This is a genomic window from Pseudomonas sp. MPB23, from assembly GCF_046605395.1.
Classification (GTDB): Bacteria; Pseudomonadota; Gammaproteobacteria; order Pseudomonadales; family Pseudomonadaceae; genus Aquipseudomonas.
This window is the reverse complement of sequence record NZ_CP176771.1, coordinates 6,120,494-6,139,758: the sequence shown is the minus strand read 5'-3', so window position 1 is coordinate 6,139,758 and position 19,265 is coordinate 6,120,494. Positions and strand designations below refer to the sequence as shown.

Here is a 19,265-nt window from a genome sequence, read left to right as displayed (position 1 = left end):
TTGTTGTTCTTGTCTGGCGTTTGGCCTCGTTGGGCCATGCGCGATTTTCACCGTGAAGGGGATCCCCATCTCCGCCACGGCTTACTGCTCGAATCCCGTTGGTCTATTCCTACAGGATTCGGAAACGAAAAAATATAGACAAGAATCACGGCTGTCAAAGGTCGAAAGTGAACTGTCGGTCACTTTCAAACTATTAGCCTGATGAATGATCACGCTCATCCCACCCAAGGCATGGCCCAGGCAGCGGCGCGCTAGAGCGTTTTGCGCGCGCTTGGCCTAGAATTGGCCACCTGTTTGCCACGCCTGGAGACGCCATGACCCCCGCATTGGATTTGTTGAAAAAAGTTCGCGCCGAACATCGTATCCACAGTTATGAACATGATCCCAAGGCCGCTTCGTATGGCCTGGAGGCCGCGGAAAAGTTGGGGCTGGACCCGGCGCAGGTATTCAAGACCTTGCTGGCCAGCAGTGAAAAGGGCGAATTATTGGTGGCCGTGGTGCCGGTCGTCGGAAGTCTGGACTTAAAGGCGCTGGCCCATGCGGCTGGGGTGAAGAAAGTCGAGATGGCCGATCCGGCGGCGGCGCAGCGTTCAACCGGTTACCTGTTGGGCGGCATCAGCCCGCTGGGGCAAAAGAAGCGTTTGCGCACCTTTATCGACGTCAGCGCGCAGCCGTTCGCGACGATTTTTGTCAGTGCCGGCAGGCGAGGGTTGGAAGTCGAGCTGTCGGCTGCGGTGCTGGCAGAGCATACCCAGGCCAAATTCGCGGAAATTGGCCGGGTATGAGCGGGTATCAGGCCGGGCTGTAGCGTCGCACGCTGGAGTCGGACTGAGGTATCTGCGCCGCAACGCTGCCCGAAGCCTGGAACAGCACCAGGTGTTCGGCGGCGACACGAATGCCCACCAGCGCACCCACCTGATGATCGGCATGGCTGGGGAAAATTGATTCCAGCTGTGCGCCGGTTGGCAGTTGCAGGCGGTACAAGGTCGAAGCCCCGAGGAATGTCTTGCCGACAATCCGCGCTTTCAACGGGCTGTCGGGCGCATAGACGATGTCATCCGGACGCAGCAGTACATCCACCGCGCCGCCGGTCGGCCAGCTGTACGCGCGATTGCCGCGCAGATCGCCCAGCTCGGTGCTCACGGACTCCGGCGAGCTCAATTGGCCGCGGATGAAATAACCCTGGCCGATAAAGCTGGCGACGTAGGGTGTCTGCGGTTCGTGATAGAGGTTGTAGGGCGTGTCCCACTGCTCAAGACGACCTTCCTTGAACACCCCGACATGGTCACTGACGGCAAACGCTTCTTCCTGGTCATGGGTCACCAGGATTGCGCTGGTGCCCCGTGCCTTGAGGATGTCGCGCACCTCGTGGCTGAGCTTGCGCCGCAGTTCGCCGTCAAGGTTGGAGAAGGGTTCGTCCAGCAGCAACAGTTGCGGCTCCGGTGCCAGGGCACGGGCGAGGGCGACACGTTGTTGCTGCCCACCGGAAAGCTCATGGGGGAAACGCTTGCCCAGGCTTTTCAGGTTGACCATTTCCAGCAGTTCGGCGACCACTCGATCTTTTTGCGGGTGTTTGCGGATACCGAAGGCAATGTTGTCGGCCACGCTGAGGTGGGGAAACAGTGCGTAGTCCTGGAACACCATGCCGATGCGACGTTTCTCCGGCGCCAGGGTAAATCCGGCACTGGAGATGACTTCACCGGCCAGACTGATCTCGCCTTCGTGCACCGGCTCGAATCCGGCAATGGCACGCAAGGTCGTGGTTTTACCGCAGCCCGATGAGCCGAGCAGGCAGCCGATGTCACCGGCGTTGAGGTGCAGATTGAGGTGCTGCACCACCCGTTGATCCTGATAGCCGCATGCCAGATTACGCAGGCTCAGCAGTAATGGCTGGCTCATGCGTGGTGGTACGACGGCGGGACGAGGAATTCGAGCAGGGCCTTTTGTGCATGCAGACGGTTTTCCGCCTGGTCCCAGGCTACCGAACGCGGGTCGTCGAGCAGGTCGAGGCTGATTTCTTCGCCGCGGTGGGCGGGCAGGCAGTGCATGAACAGTACGTCAGGCGCGGCCAGGTCGAGCAGGTCGCGGGTGACCTGGAACGGCGCAAACAGCTTCAGGCGCTTGGCGGTTTCGTCTTCCTGGCCCATGGAGGTCCAGACGTCGGTGCTGACCAGGTGCGCGCCGACCACTGCATCGTTTGGATCACGCAGGATCTGCACGCGGCCATCGGCTTTGGCCAGGAATTCGGCGGACGGTTCGAAGCCTTCCGGGCAGGCGATGCGCAGGTGGAAGTCGAACTGGATCGCCGCTTCTATATAGCTGTTGCACATGTTGTTGCCGTCGCCGATCCAGGCCACGGTCTTGCCCTGGATCGAGCCGCGGTGCTCGAGGAAGGTCTGCATGTCGGCCAGCAACTGGCACGGGTGCAGGTCATCGGACAGGCCGTTGATCACCGGCACGCGCGAGTTGGCGGCGAATTCGGTCAGGGTGCTGTGGGCGAAGGTGCGGATCATCACCGCATCGAGCATGCGCGACATGACGATCGCGCAATCGCTGATCGGCTCGCCACGGCCCAGTTGGGTGTCGCGGGGCGACAGGAAAATCGCCTGGCCGCCCAGCTGGATCATGCCGGCCTCGAAGGACAAGCGGGTGCGGGTCGACGACTTCTCGAAAATCATTCCGAGTACGCGGTTTTTCAACGGCTCGAACAGTACGCCGCGGTTACGCAGGTCTTTAAGCTCAATGCCTCGACGGATCACGCTGACCAGCTCTTCGGGCGTGCAATCCATCAGGGAGAGAAAGTGCCTTGCGCTCATCATTAACTACCTTTTTGCAACAGACCGCAGATACTCAAAGCCTTGTTTATTGTGAAAACGGGCGAGACCTGCGGCGAAAGCCGCACGGGGCGACGAAATAGGGGAAGGCGCGATCTTATAATTAAATGTCGCGTCTTACCAATAGGGCTACGGTTTCAGGGACGTTCAAGAAGGGCGCGAGAGCGCTTTTGAAGACGATTTCCAGACAGCAGCGGGTCATTTGTACACTGGCGTCGCAACCTTTTGCAATGTGCGGAGACGGGCCCAGGCTTTGCCGTGTCGGTTTAATGACGGGGGCAGGGGCTTTTGAAACATTTGCTAACCCTTGCCCATGGCCCGGCCTGATGCCCATGGATTCACGCGACGAACCTTACTGGCGCCCTTGCCAGTCGCGGGCCATAGTTGGGCCAAAGCCCCTATAAAGAGACTGGCCATGACCAAGACTCTCCACCACCGTGCCTGCCATCTGTGTGAAGCCATCTGCGGCCTGACCCTGGAAACCACCCAAGCCGACGACGGCAGCCTGGCGATCACCTCGATCAAGGGCGACGCGCTGGACACGTTCAGCCGTGGGCATATCTGCCCCAAGGCCGTGGCGCTGCAGGACATCCAGAATGATCCCGACCGCCTGCACCAACCCATGTTGCGGGTGGGCAGCGAGTGGCGGCCAATCCCGTGGGGTGAGGCCTTTGCGTTGGTCGCCGAACGGCTGGCGGGCATTCAGGCACGGCACGGGCAGAATGCGGTGGCGGTGTATCAGGGCAACCCCAGTGTGCACAACTACGGGCTGATGACCCACAGCAACTACTTCCTGGGCCTGCTCAAGACACGTAACCGGTTTTCCGCGACGTCGGTCGACCAGTTACCCCATCACCTCACCAGTCACCTGATGTACGGTCATGGCCTGTTGTTGCCGATCCCGGATATCGACTACACCGACTTCATGCTGATCCTGGGGGGCAACCCGCTGGCGTCCAACGGCAGCATCATGACCGTGCCCGACGTGGAGAAGCGCCTCAAGGCCATTCAGGCCCGCGGCGGCAAAGTGGTGGTGGTCGACCCTCGACGCAGCGAGACGGCGGCGATTGCCGACCAGCATCTGTTTGTGCGGCCCGGTGGTGACGCCGCGTTGCTGTTTGGACTGCTCAACACCCTGTTTGCCGAAAACCTGACCCGTGACAGTCACTTGTCGGTCGACGGCCTGGACGACGTGCGCCGCGCAATCGCGGGGTTTACCGCCGAGGCCATGAGCCACCAGTGCGCGGTGCCTGCCGAACAGATCCGCCAATTGGCGCGGGATTTTGCCGCCGCGGACAGCGCCGTGTGTTACGGGCGCATGGGCGTTTCGACGCAGGCATTCGGCACGCTGTGCCATTGGCTGGTGCAATTGATCAATCTGGTCACGGGTAACCTGGATCGTCCAGGCGGCGCCTTGTGTACCACGCCTGCGGTGGACTTGGTGGCCTCCACCTCCGGCGGCCATTTCAATCGTTGGCAGAGCCGTGTGTCGGGGCGTCCGGAATACGGTGGCGAGTTGCCGGTGTCAGCATTGGCGGAAGAAATGCTCACCGACGGTGAAGGACAGATCCGCGCCCTGATCACCGTGGCTGGCAATCCGGTGCTGTCGACGCCGAATGGTCGCCAGTTGGAGCAGGCCCTGGACGGGCTGGAATTCATGGTCAGCGTCGACCTCTATATCAACGAAACGACGCGTTATGCCGACCTGATCCTGCCGTCGACTTCGGCGCTGGAAAACGATCACTACGACACCACCTTCAATATGTTCGCGGTGCGCAATGTCACCCGTTTCAATCGTGCGATTCTGCCCAAGCCAGCGGGCGCGTTGCATGACTGGGAGATCTTCGTCGGCTTGGCCAAGGCATTTGCCGCGCACACAGGGATTGCGCTCAAGCCTACCCTGCCACCGGCGCAAATGATCGACTTGGGCCTGCGCGCTGGCGTGTATGGCGATGCGTCCAGCCACAAATTGTCGGTGGCGATGCTCGCCGAATACCCCCACGGCGTGGACCTGGGCCCACTCAAGCCCAATCTCGCGGCGCGCCTGAAAACCGCGAATGGCCGGGTGCAGGCCGCGCCGGCGGTGATCCTGGCGGACCTCGCACGCTTCGCAGCACAACCGCTGCCACTGGCCGACGAACTGCTGTTGATCGGTCGGCGGCATGTGCGCAGCAATAATTCCTGGATGCATAACTATCACCGGCTGGTGAAGGGCAAGCCTCGGCACCAGTTGCACATGCACCCCGAAGATCTGGCCCGTCGGCAGTTGAGTGATGGTCAACGAGTGCGCGTGAGTTCGCGCATCGGCATGATCGAGGTGGAAGTCGTGGCCAGCCTGGACATGATGCCCGGCGTGGTCAGCCTGCCCCACGGCTGGGGCCACGGTCGCCCGGGGGTGCAGATGACCATCGCCAGCGGGCAGCCGGGGGCGAGCGCCAATGACTTGACCGACGAGCGGCAATTGGACGAATTGTCGGGCAACGCGGCGCTCAATGGCGTGCCGGTACAGGTAGCGGCCGCTTAAGGCGCCTGAGCACCGCGCTGAGATTTTGCGTTACAATGCGCCACCGTGCCGACCTGTGAGTCGCAAAGTTCCAGCCGAGGTGTTCCATGGATATCATCGAAACGATCAAAGAGCAGATTGCCAACAACACCATTCTGCTTTACATGAAGGGCTCTCCCAACGCCCCGCAGTGCGGTTTCTCCGCGAAGGCGTCCCAAGCCATCATGAAATGTGGCGAGAAATTCGCTTATGTGGATATCCTGCAAAACCCGGAAATTCGTGCCAACCTGCCGAAGTACGCCAACTGGCCGACGTTCCCACAACTGTGGGTAGCCGGTGAGCTGGTCGGCGGCAGCGACATCATCACTGAAATGTTCGAGAACGGTGAGTTGCAGACGTTGGTCAAAGACGCAGCGGCAAAAGCGGCAGCCAAGACTGAAGCTTGATTGCAATAAAAAGCCCCGCTTCTCGTACGAGAGTGGGGCTTTTTTGTGCGTCATCTGTAGGAGCGAGCAAGCTCGCTCCTACAGGGAATGGGGTTATTCACCCATCTGCGATTGCAGGTAGTTTTCCAGGCTGACTTTGTCGATCAGGCCCAGTTGGGTTTCCAGCCAGTCGATATGTTCTTCCTGGTCTTCGAGGATATCTTCCAGCAGTTCGCGGCTGCCGAAGTCGGCCTTGGTTTCGCAATGCGCAATGGCGGCCTTGATGTCGCTGTGGCTCTTGCGCTCAAAACCCAGGTCGCTGCTGATCATTTCCTGGGTGTGCTCGCCGATGTTCAGCTTGCCCAGGTCCTGCACGTTCGGCAGGCCTTCCAGGAACAGGATGCGCTTGATCAGCGCGTCGGCGTCCTTCATGGCCTTGATGGATTCTTTGTATTCACGTTTGCCGAGCTTTTCCAGGCCCCAGTCGTCATACATGCGTGCATGCAGGAAGTACTGATTGATCGCGACCAGTTCATTGGCAAGGATTTTGTTGAGTTGCTGGATGACTGAGATGTCGCCTTTCATGACTGGGGTCCTGCCCTGTAATAGCTGTATATAAGCCGGAGTTTGAGCGGCGCAAACTCTAGTGTCAAACCTAAGTTATTGAATAGTAAATGAAAATTAATCGGAATAAGAATGTTTGTGTTCCGCGTCTTGGGGCTAACTAGTTGAATTAACGGCATAAAAAAGCCGGACATAAGTCCGGCTCTTCAAAATACGTCTATTTAAGCGTGTGTAAACTCTGCTGAGTAAGGGAGCGCGGCATGAGCTGTTTGCAGCTGCGTCAGGGTTTCCCGTACCACTTGCTTGGCGATGCAAGCACATTTGCCGCACTGGCTGGCAACGCCGGTGGTTTCACGCACTTCCTTGTAGCTGCAGCAACCTTCGTAGATTGCTTCGCGGATTTGTCCGTCGGTGACGCCAGTACACAGGCACACATACATAAGGGAGAACCGTCGCGGGTTTAAGGCTTAAGTGCGGTGGATCTTAATGTTAACGAGAATGATTGTCAAAGTAGAATCGTAGGGAATTGTCGGGCACTGCCCGTGCGCTGACGAACGGTTTTTTCCGTGTATGATGGTCGGTCTTCATGAAGCGTGACTGCGTCACAGGCCTGTCGTTTGAATGCGGCAGACTCAAGGCCGGTCCTTTTACTTCAATCGTCACCCTTACATCAGGAGATACCCCATGAGCGTACTCGTCGGCAAACAAGCCCCGGATTTCGACGTCCCGGCCGTCCTCGGCAATGGCGAAATCGTTGACAGCTTCAAACTGTCCGAAGCCATCAAAGGCAAATACGGCCTGGTGTTCTTCTACCCGCTGGACTTCACTTTCGTCTGCCCGTCGGAACTGATCGCCCTGGACCACCGCATGGACGATTTCAAGGCGCGTAACGTTGAAGTGGTCGCCGTTTCCATCGACTCTCATTTCACCCACAACGCCTGGCGCAACACGGCCATCAACGATGGCGGCATCGGCAAAGTCAAATACACCATGGCTGCCGACATGAAGCACGACATCGCCAAGGCCTACGACGTTGAGTCCGAAGGCGGCGTGGCGTTCCGTGGCGCGTTCCTGATCGACGACAAGGGTGTTGTACGCTCCCAGATCATCAACGACCTGCCGCTGGGCCGTAACATGGAAGAGCTGATCCGCCTGGTCGACGCCCTGCAATTCCACGAAGAGCACGGCGAAGTCTGCCCTGCCAACTGGAAAAAAGGCGACAAGGGCATGAACGCTTCGCCAGAAGGCGTTGCGGCTTACCTGACCGAGAACGCCGCCAAGCTGTAAGCGCCTGTTTCGCGGTACAAAAAAACCGGCCTGAGAAGGCCGGTTAATGAGATGGTCCCCCCCAACACCCTGTGAGGGCTACGCTTTCACGGGGTGTTTTGTTTTCGGAGGCCATCATCATGAGCGAGTCAGCACTGATCGGTATCGATCTCGGCAAACATACTTTCCACCTGCACGGCCAGGATAAGTCGGGCCGCGAGGTGTTTCGCAAAAATGCTCACGGGCGCAGATGATGCAGTTTTTCGGCAATGTGCCGAGCTGTGTTGTGGTGATGGAGGCCTGTGCGGGAGGGGGCGCACTACGTTGCTCGCCAGTTGGCGGCAATGGGACACACGGCCAAGCTGATTTCCCCGCAGTTCGTTAAGCCCTTCGTCAAGGGCAACAAAAATGACTTCGTCGACGCTGAGGCAATCTGCGAAGCCGTTTTCCGCCCATCCATGCGCTTCGTTACGCCTAAAACCGAATCCCCGCAAACCCTGTCTGTGCTGCATCGGATGCGCGAATCATGGGTGCATGACCGCACCAAAACGGCTAATCAGATGCACGGTTTTCTGCTGGAGTTTGGGGTCAGCCTGCCCAAGGGATTGGCCATCATGAAGCGTTTGGCGAGCGTTTGGGCCGAGCACGAATTACCCGTTCGTCTGACGGTCTTATTGCAGCGCCTGCACGATTACTTCGTCTATCTGGATGAGCAAATCAAAGCGCTGGATAAAGAACTGGCGGGCCAACTGGCCGACGATGATCTGGGTAGTCGTTTGCTGAGCATGCCGTGTGTCGGCCCGATCACCGCCAGCCTGCTGGCTGTGGAGATGGGCGATGGCAAGCAGTACCGATGCAGTCGGGACTTTGCTGTCTCCGTTGGCTTAGTGCCCAGGCAGTACAGCACGGGCGGCAAGGCCAATCTGCTGGGGATCAGCAAGCGGGGGAACAAGCACCTGCGACAACTGTTGGTGCAATGTTCCAGGGTCTATATGCAGAGGCTGGATCATCAGAAAGGCGCTCTGGCTGGCTGGGTTAAAACCTTGCTCAGTCGACGACATTCAAATGTCGTGGCCTGTGCCTTGGCTAACAAACTGGCGCGTATCGCTTGGGCGATAGCCGCTCGCCATACGCAGTATGAAGCAGGGCCAGACGCTTTGAACGCCTGACCCTGCAGTTGTTGCAGTACCACGATTCACCCTTCAGGTTTTGCGATAGCTGAACAACAGATGATGTGAACGGCACACCGGCCTGGCGAAGATCCTGACATGAAAATCGGCTTCAGAAGCCGACCGGTTTTTAAGGATCGTCAGGCGCGACTCTCATCGTGGCGCTGGGGCATTCCCCAAACAGACGCCGGATAGATTTAAGCAAGCCAACCACACCACCCGTTAATCAGTATTGCAAAAATGGGGGTGACCATAGATTTTTATGCGCGGGGTTCGACCTCAGTCGTTGAAGTCTTCCCAGCCGCCCATCTGTTTCCAGCGGTTGACGATGCCGCAGAACAGCTCGGCAGTCTTCTCGGTGTCGTAGCGCGCCGAGTGGGCCTCGCGGCCGTCAAAGTCGATACCGGCGGCCTGGCAGGCTTTGGCCAGCACGGTCTGGCCATAAGCCAGGCCGGCGAGGGTGGCGGTGTCGAAGCTGGAGAACGGGTGGAACGGGTTGCGCTTCATGTCCAACCGCGCAACGGCGGCATTGAGGAAGCCCAGGTCGAAACTGCTGTTGTGGCCCACCAGGATTGCGCGTTTGCAGCCATTGGCCTTCAACGCCTTGCGCACGCCACGGAAGATATCGGTCAGCGCCGCTTCTTCACTGACGGCCATGCGCAGTGGGTGATCAAGCTTGATGCCAGTGAATTCAAGGGCCGCCGCTTCGATGTTTGCGCCTTCGAACGGTTCGACGCGGAAGAAATGGGTGTGTTCCGGGAACACAAAACCCTGCTCATCCATGCCGATGGTCGTCGCGGCGATTTCCAGCAGCGCGTCGGTGGCGCAATTGAAACCACCGGTCTCTACGTCGATGACTACCGGCAGATAGCCGCGAAACCGCTCGGCCATCGGGTGACGGGAACCGCCACCGCTGTGCTCGTGTTCGTCATCGTAATGGTCTTCACTCACTTGCTTTCCTCCAGCAGGCGCCAGCGCAGTGTTTCACCGGCGCGCAGCGGGATAACAGTCAGCTCGCCAAACGGCAGGCTGGCAGGGGCGGTCCAGTCTTCACGGACCAGGGTGATGCGGTCGGTATTCGTCGGCAGGCCATAGAAGCGCGGGCCGTTGAGGCTGGCGAAGCCTTCGAGTTTGTCCAGAGCGTTACGTTGTTCGAACGCTTCGGCATACAACTCGATGGCGGCAAACGCGGTATAGCAACCAGCACAGCCGCAGGCGGCTTCCTTGGCATGCTGGGCGTGGGGGGCCGAGTCGGTGCCGAGGAAGAACTTCGGGTTGCCGCTGGTCGCGGCATCCAGCAAGGCCACCTGGTGGGTGTTGCGCTTGAGGATCGGCAGGCAATAGAAGTGCGGCCGAATCCCGCCTACCAGCATGTGGTTGCGGTTGTACAGCAGATGGTGGACCGTGATGGTCGCACCGACATTGGCCGAGGCCTCCGTGACGAACTGTACGGCGTCGGCGGTGGTGATGTGCTCGAACACCACCTTGAGGGTCGGAAACAGCTCGACCACGCGGCGCATGTGTTCATCGATGAAGATCTTCTCGCGGTCGAACACATCCACATCGCCACGGGTCACTTCGCCGTGGATCAGCAGCGGCATGCCGACTTCAGCCATGGCTTCGATGGCCGGCAGGATCTTGTCGATACTGGTCACACCGGAATCGGAGTTGGTGGTTGCGCCCGCCGGGTACAGCTTGGCGGCATGCACGAAACCGCTGGCCTTCGCCTGGCGAATTTCTTCGGGCTGGGTGCGGTCGGTGAGGTAGAGCACCATCAACGGTTCGAAGCGGCTGCCGGCCGGGCGTACAGCGAGGATACGCTGGCGATAGGCATCGGCTTCTGCGGCATTACGTACCGGAGGTACCAGGTTAGGCATGATGATGGCGCGGCCAAACGTGCGCGCAACATCGGCCACGGTTTGGGGTAACGCAGCACCATCGCGAAGATGAATATGCCAGTCGTCGGGACGCAGCAGGGTCAGGCGGTCGGACATTGGGGATTCCAGGCGGGTCAATCTGGTGGGAATGCTACCGGAAAAGACTCTTGCAGGCACTCGCTATCAAGTTTTGCAGGATGCATCCGATAGCCTTTCGTATGCCTTAACGATGTATGACGCTTTGAAGTGTTGTAGAAACCAGTGGAGCCGCCCGTGCGCCAGCATTATCTAGCCCTGCTCAGTGCGTTCGCCAGCCTGCCTGCGATGGCCCTCACGTTCCAGACACGTCTGGAGAATATTGAGTGGAAGGTGGAAGGCGACCAGTTCGAGTGCCGCCTGACCCAGCCGATCACCGACTTCGGCTCGGGTGAGTTCGTGCGCCGGGCCGGTGAGCAGGCAACGTTTCGTCTGAAAGCCTATGGCGGCGCGCTGGGCGCGGGCTCTGCCACCTTGTTGGCGGCTGCTGCTCCTTGGCAACCGGGCCGGGGTGATATCAACCTCGGGGCCGTGCGCGCCGGCAGTGGTGATGTGCTGTTCAACAGCTCCCAGGCCCAGGCCGGACGCTTGTTCAATGGCTTGCTCGAAGGGCGCAGCCCGACCGTGCGGCATTACGGGCGTGAGGGCGGCTATTCGGAAATTCGCCTGCTACCGGTGAAATTCAACAAGGCGTACAGCGACTATCAACTGTGCACCACCAAGTTGCTGCCGATGAATTACGACCAGGTCAAACAGACCGAAGTCGGCTTCCCGGGGGGAGGCATCGAGCTGGACGCGGCGGCCAAGAAGAAACTGTCCGTCATTCTCGCCTTCATGAAAGCCGATCCTACGGTCAACCATATCGAGCTGAATGGGCATTCGGACAACAGCGGCAACCGCCTGACCAATCGCGATGTCTCGCGCCGACGCGCGCTGGCGGTGATGGACTACTTCAAGGCCAACGGTATCCCAGAGTCGCAGATCACCCTGCGTTTCCATGGCGAAAGCTACCCCTTGGCGCCCAATACCAACGCGGCCAATCGTGCCCGCAACCGCCGTGTGAATGTTCAGCTTGAGCGGCTGGCTGCCCCCGAGAAACCGGCGCCCCAGGCTACGGGCCCGAGCAATCCGGCGCACACGTCGTAAGGTGCCGCCCAGCGTCGCGCATTCTACATAATCTGTCGCTTTATCTTCATTTGCTGTCGCGCCCCTGTAAATTCACGGTTTTGGTCGGTAGAATCGACGCCTTTCCGTACAACCCCGTGGAGTGATGGCATGGCCGACGTAAACAAGGTCGTTCTCGCGTATTCCGGCGGCCTGGACACTTCGGTGATCCTCAAGTGGCTGCAGGATACTTATAACTGTGAAGTGGTGACCTTCACCGCTGACCTGGGTCAGGGCGAAGAGGTCGAACCTGCACGTGCCAAGGCGCAAGCCATGGGCGTGAAAGAGATCTACATTGACGACCTGCGCGAAGAATTCGTCCGCGATTTCGTCTTTCCGATGTTTCGCGCCAACACCGTCTACGAAGGCGAGTACCTCTTGGGTACTTCCATCGCACGTCCGCTGATCGCCAAGCGCCTGATCGAAATTGCCAACGAAACCGGCGCTGACGCCATTTCCCATGGCGCCACCGGCAAGGGCAACGACCAGGTACGTTTCGAACTGGGTGCCTACGCGCTCAAGCCCGGTGTGAAAGTGATTGCTCCTTGGCGTGAATGGGACCTGCTGTCCCGTGAAAAGCTGATGGATTACGCTGAAAAGCATGGCATCCCGATCGAACGTCACGGCAAGAAGAAGTCCCCGTACTCGATGGACGCCAACCTGCTGCACATCTCCTATGAAGGCGGCGTGCTGGAAGACACCTGGACCGAGCACGAAGAAGACATGTGGCGTTGGACCGTCTCCCCGGAGAACGCTCCCGACAAGCCGCAGTACCTGGAACTGACCTACCGCAACGGCGACATCGTCGCGCTGGACGGCGTCGAAATGACCCCGGCTACCGTGCTGGCGACCCTGAACCGTATCGGTGGCGAACACGGTATCGGCCGCCTCGACATCGTCGAGAACCGCTACGTGGGCATGAAGTCCCGTGGCTGCTACGAAACCCCAGGCGGCACCATCATGCTGCGCGCTCACCGCGCCATCGAGTCCATCACCCTGGACCGCGAAGTGGCTCACCTCAAAGACGAGTTGATGCCCAAGTACGCGAGCCTGATCTACACCGGCTACTGGTGGAGCCCTGAGCGTCTGATGCTGCAACAGATGATTGACGCTTCCCAGGCCCACGTGAACGGCGTTGTGCGCCTGAAACTGTACAAGGGCAACGTGATCGTGACCGGTCGCAAATCCGATGACTCGCTGTTCGACGCCAACATCGCCACCTTCGAAGAAGACGGCGGCGCCTACAACCAGGCGGACGCTGCGGGCTTTATCAAGTTGAATGCACTGCGCATGCGCATCGCCGCCAACAAAGGCCGCTCGTTGTTCTAAGTGTTTAGCCGGTTATGAAAAATGGCCCCTTGTACAAGGGGCCATTTTTTTTGCCTGCCTAATTAGTGCGAAGAGGGGATGTTTATTGCTGTTAAACATTTGTTGATATTGATGGGGTAAAACGCTCTGCCATGAGTTGTTATTAAAGCTTTGTAGGGTGAATGAATTTTTTACACCTATGTAGGAACTAGTCTTACAGAAAATTCACTCATGAAAGTACAGCTAAGGCGAAAATCGCTGAATGGTCTGTAGGACTTATGGGTGTAAATAAATATGTTAAATGGAACTAAAACAGTCGATTTTTTTCCCTTGGCTTCTTCGCTGGGGGCCAGCAGGCAAGGGGCATTTCCTGAAAGTAGTGTGCGGTACGTTTACTACCTACCCCTTAGGCTAGGGAAAATTCACTCAAAATATGTAGTCCCCCGGAAAGGTCTGAAAGGTTCCATAAAACTGGATACATCCGAGTTGGCCTGTTTTTGTAGGGCAATTCCTTTATCGTTGTGGGTTGGGTCTCTGCTTGCTGTTGCTTGGGGGGGAATGCTATGCCAACTAGGAAACGACTAGGCTATTGTGCTTGCTCTAAATAATTCGAACAGCGAAATTGGACTTTCTCATGAATAAAGTGCTGATCGTGGATGATCATCCTGTCATTCGTCTTGCTGTGCGTATGCTAATGGAGCGTCATGGTTATGAGGTCGTTGCCGAGACCGATAACGGTGTCGATGCGTTGCAACTTGCGCGCGAGCATATGCCGGACATTGTCATACTGGATATTGGAATCCCCAAACTCGATGGGCTGGAAGTTATTTGCCGGCTGTCATCTACCAAACAACCCGTACCGTTCAAGGTGTTGGTGCTCACGTCCCAGGCACCGGGGCATTTTTCCATGCGCTGCATGCAGGCGGGGGCCGCGGGCTATGTGTGCAAGCAACAGGACCTGACCGAGTTGCTGAGCGCGATCAAGGCAGTCCTGTCGGGCTACAGCTACTTCCCGAACCAGGCCCTCAACTCGGTGCGCTCCACCATGGGCAATGCCAGCGAGGCCGATATGGTCGAGCGTCTGTCGGGACGGGAAATGATGGTGCTGCAGCAATTGGCTCGCGGCAAGACCAACAAGGAGATCGCCGACGGTATGTTCCTCAGCAACAAGACCGTCAGTACCTACAAGACCCGGCTGCTGCTCAAACTCAATGCACGCTCCCTCGTGGACCTCATCGAGCTGGCCCAGCGTAACGGCTTGGTGTAGAGGACGGGCGCAGCATCGCGCATAGCCAAGCTAACCGGCATAAAAAAGCCTCCGTCAGGGAGGCTTCCGGCCGTGGACTGCTCGATCAGAAATCGAAGTCGTAATCGGCCAGTTGTTTCTGCAAGCGTCGTTCTTCCAGGAGATTGTCGATAGTGCGACGTTTGTTCAGATTGGTCTTGGCCACCTCTATGACAGGGACTTCTGCCCCATCGTCATCCGACTCAACGAGGTCGTCTTCCACTTCCAATTGTTCTTTGTCAGTGCTCATAAGGTTAACTCCAGGCTAAGACTGCCGTTGGCGCTCCTTATAACGATATTCCACGGGTGGGTAAAAAAGATTTTTTCAATCGACCAGCCGGAAAAACTGATGATCTCTCAATCGTCAGACGTCTTGTCCTTGTATTCGCACAGATCTTCGATGCGACAGCTCCCACAGCGCGGCTTGCGGGCCTGGCAAACGTAGCGTCCGTGAAGGATCAGCCAGTGGTGCGAGTCAAGCAGATACTCCTTGGGCACGAACTTCATCAGCTGTTTTTCCACCTCCACCACGTTCTTGCCACGGGCAATGCCGGTTCGGTTGCTGACCCGGAAAATGTGAGTGTCCACGGCCATGGTCAGTTGGCGGAATGCGGTGTTGAGCACCACGTTGGCGGTTTTACGGCCGACGCCCGGTAATGCCTCCAGGGCCTCGCGAGTCTGCGGTACTTCGCTGCCATGTCGTTCTATCAGCAGGCGGCAGGTTTCGATCACGTTCTTGGCCTTGCTGTTGTACAGCCCGATGGTCTTGATGTATTCCGACAAGCCTTCCACACCCAGGGCATAGATCGCTTCAGGTGTGTTCGCCACGGGATACAGCTTGGCCGTGGCCTTGTTGACGCCAACATCCGTGGATTGGGCCGACAGGATGACCGCAATCAGCAACTCGAATGGCGAGGAGTAGGCCAGTTCCGTCTTGGGTTCCGGGTTGTCTTCGTGAAGCCTGCGGAAAATTTCCAGGCGTTTTGCGGCATTCATGGGGCGTTGGTTTCCTTGCAGGCAGTCAGCGTGATTTCAAATAATGGGTCCAGGCCTGGCACCCTGCGAGCAATAAGCCGAGGAGGATAAACCCGGCAGGCATCAATGTGATGTCAGTCACGTCGCGTAACAACCCCATGATCAGCATTAACGCACCAAACAGGCCGAACACCTGCAGGCGGGCCTTCTGCTGGCCGGCGTCAAAAAAGCCGGAATATTCCAGCACCACGCATTGCACGCTGATCAGCGCCAGATAGGCTCCCAGTTGCAGGCACAGAGACAGCGCGAAAGCCGTCAGCAGCACCTGTGCGCTGGCGACCAACGTCGCGGCCAGCATCAGGCTGGCGACTAAGCGCATTGGCGCACCGAGGCGCGCACGCACCAGGTGCATGACGCCAGCGTAAAGCGCCACGATCAAGGTCGACAGTCCGAGAAAACTCAAGGCTTTGGGCAGTGTGTCCGTCACGCCGAGCAACGGTACGAGCATCAGCGAGGTGGCCAGGCCAGAAGGTTTACTCATGGGAACCAGGCTCCAGCAGTGACGGCCGATGCTCATCGAAATAGCGCAAGGCATCGTGAACGGCGTTGATCACGGCGCGGGAGGTCACTGTGGCGCCTGCCATTTGATCGAAACGAGGCGGGGCATCACTGGAATAGCCTTTGAACGCGGCCATCCAGGGGTTGCCCGGTTCACCGATATGGCCGCCGAGGCTCGGGGTTTCCGCTTGTTCCAGGGTTTTGAGGCCCAGCAACCGGCCATCGCGGTCGATGGCGATCAGCAACTCGATAGGTCCGGCGTAGCCGCTGGCTTGCACGTGCAGCAGCACAGCACTGGGTTGGCCTGACAGAGTCGCGAGGTAGCCGCCCTGCAATTGGCTGGACGCCAGCGATTGCGCATGGATTGCCAGGGGGTGGTCCATGGGAAGGTTGTCGTAGCGCTCGGCGGGTAGCAGGTCACGCAAGGCTTGGCGTTGCTGCATCTGTGCCTGGCGGGCGGTTTGATCGACGGTCAGGTGTTGAAGTCCCAGGGGCAGGACGATTCCCAGGAGTGCCATCAGCAGCACCAGTGGCCAACCCTTCATGGCGTCACCGCCGCTTGTTTTGGTGCTACCAGGCGCTCCAGCGTGGGCACCGCCAGGTTCATCAGCAGCACCGCAAAGGCTACACCGTCCGGGTAACCGCCCCACGTACGAATCAGATACGTCAGCAAGCCGACCCCTGCGCCGAACAGCAAGCGAGCCCGCGCTGTCCGAGGCCCGGACACCGGCTCGGTGACGATGAAAAAAGCGCCGAGCAGGGTGGCGCCGCTCAGCAGATGAAACAACGGCGAGCCATGTGAGTCGGACCCCGCGCCGTTCCAGCAAAGCAAGCTGACCACAAAGAGACTGCCGAGCATGCCGACGGGCGCATGCCAACTGAACACCCGTTGGCGTAACAGCAAGAGGCCACCTGCCAGATACGCCAGGCTCACCCATTCATTGCCCCAGGCACCGAAATGACCGAACGCGGGGTTGCCGGAAAACAGCTCGTCGATCGTCAGGCTCTTGTTGGTCCGTAATGTATTGAGCACGGTGGCCTGGGCCCAGGCGTCCGGCGCAGTGCCGTGCAGGCCCAGGACGTGTTGCAACCCGGCTAACAGGTCCAGGCCGTGGGCGCTCGGCCACTGGCTCATCGGCTGTGGAAAGGCCACCAGCATCAGGGCATAGCCGACCATGGCCGGATTGAACGGGTTACGGTTGCCGCCATACAGGTGTTTACCCAACAGCAACCCGCCGATGACGGCCGCGACGCTCAGCCACCATGGGCAATACGGTGGCAGCGCCAACGCCAAAAGCACTGCGCTGACCAGACTGCTCAGATCGCTGACGCGCCGGCCTCGAAGGCGATGGACGAGTGCGTCTACCAGCAGTGCGCTTGCTGCTGCCAGCGATAGATTGATCAGCACGCCCCAGCCGTACAGCCAGAACATCGCTACCATTCCTGGTAGCGTTGCCAGCAATACACGGCGCAGCGCCTGTTGGGGATCAGGTGTCGACATGGGCGTCCACCTGGCGCTGGGCTTCTTCGAGCTTGCGCTGTGCGGCGTTCAGTTCATCCGGGCTGACGCCTGGCAGGCGTTGCAGTTTGCTGACATCGGCGCGGGCATATGCCAGCGCGGTTTTGAGCTGGCGAAGTTGGCCGTCAATAGGGCGTTTTTCCACGCGTTGCAGGTTGGGTCGAGGTTGCTCGGACACGGCTTCGGCGTCATGCAGGGCTTGATCGGCGGCGGCCAGCGCGGCACTCAAGGTGGCCAGTTGCTGAGCATCCGCGTTCTGCTCCTGGGCCTTTTTCAACGCGGCGCGGCGCATGGCCAGTTGGATCTTCGCGCGTTTGAGTTCTGGATCTTTGTAGGTCGGCGGTGATGGAGGGGTGTTGACCTCCAGCGTGGCGAGCGTCTGCTCTGCTGCTTCGAACTGTTGTTGCAGCACAATCAGTTGCGACTGCTGTTCAAAGGTCGGGGGGTGACCAAATGCTTTCAGGGATTTGTGCAACTGGGCGCGGCTCATTGCAACGCCGATCTTGGCTTTCTTGATCGCCGCATCCTGAGCCGCCTGGTGGGTATCGACGTGTGGCGCTTGCGTCGGCGCCGAACGCTTGGCCCGCGTCAGGCGTTCGGCGAGTTTGTGTTCTTCCTCCCGTTGCAGGCGCGCATTACGTTGCTCGTAGCGCCGCCGTGCACGGTCACGCTTGAGGCTGCGTTCATGGCGTTCCTGCTCGTTGGTGGCCAGGCCCCCCACAATCGGCAGCACAGTGACCAGCGGACGCATCTCGATACAGTCGACCGGGCAGGGCGCGACGCACAGGTCGCAGCCGGTGCACTCGTCGGCGATCACGGTGTGCATGAGCTTGGCCGCACCGACAATCGCATCCACCGGGCAAGCCTGGATGCATTTGGTGCAACCGATGCACTCGGCCTCGCGGATATACGCAATCTGTGCCGGGGCCTCGCCGCGGCTGGCATCCACCTGCATGACCGGCACGTTCAGCAACCGGGCCAGCCCGACGATGGTTTCCTGTCCTCCCGGCGGGCACTTGTTGATAGCCTCGCCCTGGGCAATGCCCTCGGCGTAAGGCTTGCAGCCAGGATGCCCGCACTTGCCGCATTGGGTCTGCGGCAGCAGCGCGTCGATACGTTGAATCAAGTTCATGCTTTGATCATTGTGTTGAAACCCAGGAAAGCCAGTGCCATCAACCCGGCGCTGATCAGCTCGATCGGCAGGCCGCGAAAGGGCAGGGGGATATCGTTCTCGGCCATGCGCTGGCGTAGGTCACTGAACAGGCTCAGCATCAGCCAGAAACCGAGTCCGGCACCCAGGCTCAGCGCGATCATGTGCATCAGGCCCTGATCGTCCTGAGTGTCCAGCAGCATCACCCCCAGGACGCCCGCGTTGCCCAGCAGCAATAACCACAGACTGTCCCAATGCATGTTCGGCCGCAGACGGGCCAACAGGCTGAGCACCGGGCTGATCAGCAACGCGATGAGCGGTAGAAACACCCACAACCGCAGGGCCGTCAGCTCCAGTGGCCGCAGCACGTAGTGGTCCAGCAAATGGCCCACTATGCCGCTCAAGACCACTGCCACGGTGGTGGCGAATCCCAGGGCATGCAACTGCGGGCGTGACTCAGTGGCCAGCACCGAGCCGATAGCCAGCGGCATCTGCAACACCAGGTTGCTGATAAGGACGGCGCTGAGAACGGTGAAGAGCATATCGGTCATGGGCATGCCGGTTAAGCAAACAGGGCCTGATTATCCGGCAAGCGAGAAGGGGGTACTAGCTGAAAAGCCCTGTCGCCGCGA

General features: G+C 59.1%; 19 protein-coding genes and 2 pseudogenes. 8 read left to right on the top strand and 13 right to left on the bottom strand.

Translation table 11 applies throughout. From position 1 onward, the window contains the following. Positions 1–314: 314 nt before the first annotated feature. Complete coding sequence (gene ybaK, locus ACLH0J_RS27970; protein ID WP_411389978.1) at positions 315–785, top strand: Cys-tRNA(Pro) deacylase; 471 nt, start codon at positions 315–317, stop codon at positions 783–785. Between the two features lie 7 nt (positions 786–792). Here ybaK and ACLH0J_RS27965 read toward each other — a convergent pair whose 3' ends face one another. Together ACLH0J_RS27965 and argF are read right to left on the bottom strand one after the other, a co-directional pair. After that, the gene (locus ACLH0J_RS27965; protein WP_411389977.1) at positions 793–1,899 is read right to left on the bottom strand and encodes an ABC transporter ATP-binding protein; all 1,107 of its coding nucleotides are present in this window, start codon (positions 1,897–1,899) and stop codon (positions 793–795) included. Further along, positions 1,896–2,816 carry an ornithine carbamoyltransferase gene (argF, locus tag ACLH0J_RS27960; protein WP_411389976.1) on the bottom strand — a complete coding sequence of 307 codons (921 nt, stop codon included), beginning with the start codon at positions 2,814–2,816 and terminating at the stop codon, positions 1,896–1,898. The genes ACLH0J_RS27965 and argF overlap by 4 nt, the downstream gene beginning before the upstream one ends. 433 nt (positions 2,817–3,249) lie before the next feature. Between argF and ACLH0J_RS27955 the strand changes: the two genes are divergently transcribed. Beyond that, positions 3,250–5,358 (top strand): molybdopterin oxidoreductase family protein, encoded by a 2,109-nt coding sequence (locus ACLH0J_RS27955; protein WP_411389975.1) that lies wholly within the window; start codon positions 3,250–3,252, stop codon positions 5,356–5,358. A gap of 86 nt (positions 5,359–5,444) precedes the next feature. Further along, entirely contained in the window at positions 5,445–5,783 is a 339-nt protein-coding gene (grxD, locus tag ACLH0J_RS27950; protein ID WP_010564135.1) for a Grx4 family monothiol glutaredoxin, read from the top strand. Between the two features lie 93 nt (positions 5,784–5,876). Here the strand turns inward: grxD and bfr are convergent, their stop codons facing one another. Together bfr and ACLH0J_RS27940 are read right to left on the bottom strand one after the other, a co-directional pair. Next, a complete protein-coding gene (gene bfr / locus ACLH0J_RS27945) occupies positions 5,877–6,347 on the bottom strand; it encodes a bacterioferritin (RefSeq protein WP_010564136.1) in 471 nt (156 codons plus the stop codon). A 200-nt stretch (positions 6,348–6,547) separates the two neighbouring features. Further along, positions 6,548–6,766 carry a bacterioferritin-associated ferredoxin gene (locus ACLH0J_RS27940; RefSeq protein ID WP_411389974.1) on the bottom strand — a complete coding sequence of 73 codons (219 nt, stop codon included), beginning with the start codon at positions 6,764–6,766 and terminating at the stop codon, positions 6,548–6,550. Positions 6,767–7,010: 244 nt separating this feature from the next. Here ACLH0J_RS27940 and ACLH0J_RS27935 point away from each other — a divergent pair, with 244 nt between their 5' ends. Both ACLH0J_RS27935 and ACLH0J_RS27930 read left to right on the top strand, forming a co-directional pair. Beyond that, positions 7,011–7,613, top strand: coding sequence for a peroxiredoxin (locus ACLH0J_RS27935; RefSeq protein ID WP_411389973.1), 603 nt, complete (start codon positions 7,011–7,013; stop codon positions 7,611–7,613). A gap of 119 nt (positions 7,614–7,732) precedes the next feature. Further along, positions 7,733–8,761: pseudogene (locus tag ACLH0J_RS27930) on the top strand (IS110 family transposase). A 279-nt stretch (positions 8,762–9,040) separates the two neighbouring features. On the opposite strand, the gene rnt reads toward ACLH0J_RS27930, so the two are convergent. Together rnt and pyrC are read right to left on the bottom strand one after the other, a co-directional pair. Next, positions 9,041–9,712, bottom strand: a complete 672-nt coding sequence (rnt, locus tag ACLH0J_RS27925) for a ribonuclease T (protein ID WP_010564138.1) — start codon at positions 9,710–9,712, stop codon at positions 9,041–9,043. Further along, on the bottom strand, positions 9,709–10,755 hold the full coding sequence (gene pyrC, locus ACLH0J_RS27920; RefSeq protein ID WP_411389972.1) for a dihydroorotase: 1,047 nt from the start codon (positions 10,753–10,755) through the stop codon (positions 9,709–9,711). The genes rnt and pyrC overlap by 4 nt, the downstream gene beginning before the upstream one ends. Positions 10,756–10,911: 156 nt before the next feature. Between pyrC and ACLH0J_RS27915 the strand changes: the two genes are divergently transcribed. The 3 genes from ACLH0J_RS27915 (at position 10,912) to ACLH0J_RS27905 (ending at position 14,413) form a co-directional block, all read left to right on the top strand. Beyond that, positions 10,912–11,820 (top strand): flagellar protein MotY, encoded by a 909-nt coding sequence (locus tag ACLH0J_RS27915; protein ID WP_411389971.1) that lies wholly within the window; start codon positions 10,912–10,914, stop codon positions 11,818–11,820. A 129-nt stretch (positions 11,821–11,949) separates the two neighbouring features. Further along, the gene (locus tag ACLH0J_RS27910) at positions 11,950–13,167 is read left to right on the top strand and encodes an argininosuccinate synthase (protein ID WP_411389970.1); all 1,218 of its coding nucleotides are present in this window, start codon (positions 11,950–11,952) and stop codon (positions 13,165–13,167) included. Positions 13,168–13,780: 613 nt separating this feature from the next. Further along, positions 13,781–14,413: a response regulator transcription factor gene (locus ACLH0J_RS27905; protein WP_010564142.1), complete on the top strand. Its 633-nt coding sequence runs from the start codon at positions 13,781–13,783 to the stop codon at positions 14,411–14,413. A gap of 85 nt (positions 14,414–14,498) precedes the next feature. Here ACLH0J_RS27905 and ACLH0J_RS27900 read toward each other — a convergent pair whose 3' ends face one another. The 7 genes and pseudogenes from ACLH0J_RS27900 to ACLH0J_RS27870 form a co-directional block, all read right to left on the bottom strand. Then, a complete protein-coding gene (locus ACLH0J_RS27900) occupies positions 14,499–14,681 on the bottom strand; it encodes a PA3496 family putative envelope integrity protein (RefSeq protein WP_411389969.1) in 183 nt (60 codons plus the stop codon). Between the two features lie 107 nt (positions 14,682–14,788). Further along, positions 14,789–15,427, bottom strand: coding sequence for an endonuclease III (nth, locus tag ACLH0J_RS27895; protein WP_411389968.1), 639 nt, complete (start codon positions 15,425–15,427; stop codon positions 14,789–14,791). A 25-nt stretch (positions 15,428–15,452) separates the two neighbouring features. After that, positions 15,453–15,947: an Rnf-Nqr domain containing protein gene (locus ACLH0J_RS27890; RefSeq protein ID WP_411389967.1), complete on the bottom strand. Its 495-nt coding sequence runs from the start codon at positions 15,945–15,947 to the stop codon at positions 15,453–15,455. Continuing rightward, positions 15,940–16,509, bottom strand: coding sequence for an RnfABCDGE type electron transport complex subunit G (locus ACLH0J_RS27885; protein WP_411389966.1), 570 nt, complete (start codon positions 16,507–16,509; stop codon positions 15,940–15,942). Before ACLH0J_RS27885 ends, ACLH0J_RS27890 begins: the two co-directional genes overlap by 8 nt. After that, positions 16,506–17,465: an RnfABCDGE type electron transport complex subunit D gene (locus ACLH0J_RS27880; RefSeq protein ID WP_411389965.1), complete on the bottom strand. Its 960-nt coding sequence runs from the start codon at positions 17,463–17,465 to the stop codon at positions 16,506–16,508. Before ACLH0J_RS27880 ends, ACLH0J_RS27885 begins: the two co-directional genes overlap by 4 nt. Positions 17,466–18,222: 757 nt before the next feature. Beyond that, positions 18,223–18,594 (bottom strand): annotated as a pseudogene (gene rsxB, locus ACLH0J_RS27875) (electron transport complex subunit RsxB); the annotation flags it as partial. Between the two features lie 17 nt (positions 18,595–18,611). Then, positions 18,612–19,184 carry an Rnf-Nqr domain containing protein gene (locus ACLH0J_RS27870; protein WP_411389964.1) on the bottom strand — a complete coding sequence of 191 codons (573 nt, stop codon included), beginning with the start codon at positions 19,182–19,184 and terminating at the stop codon, positions 18,612–18,614. Between the last annotated feature and the right edge of the window lie 81 nt (positions 19,185–19,265).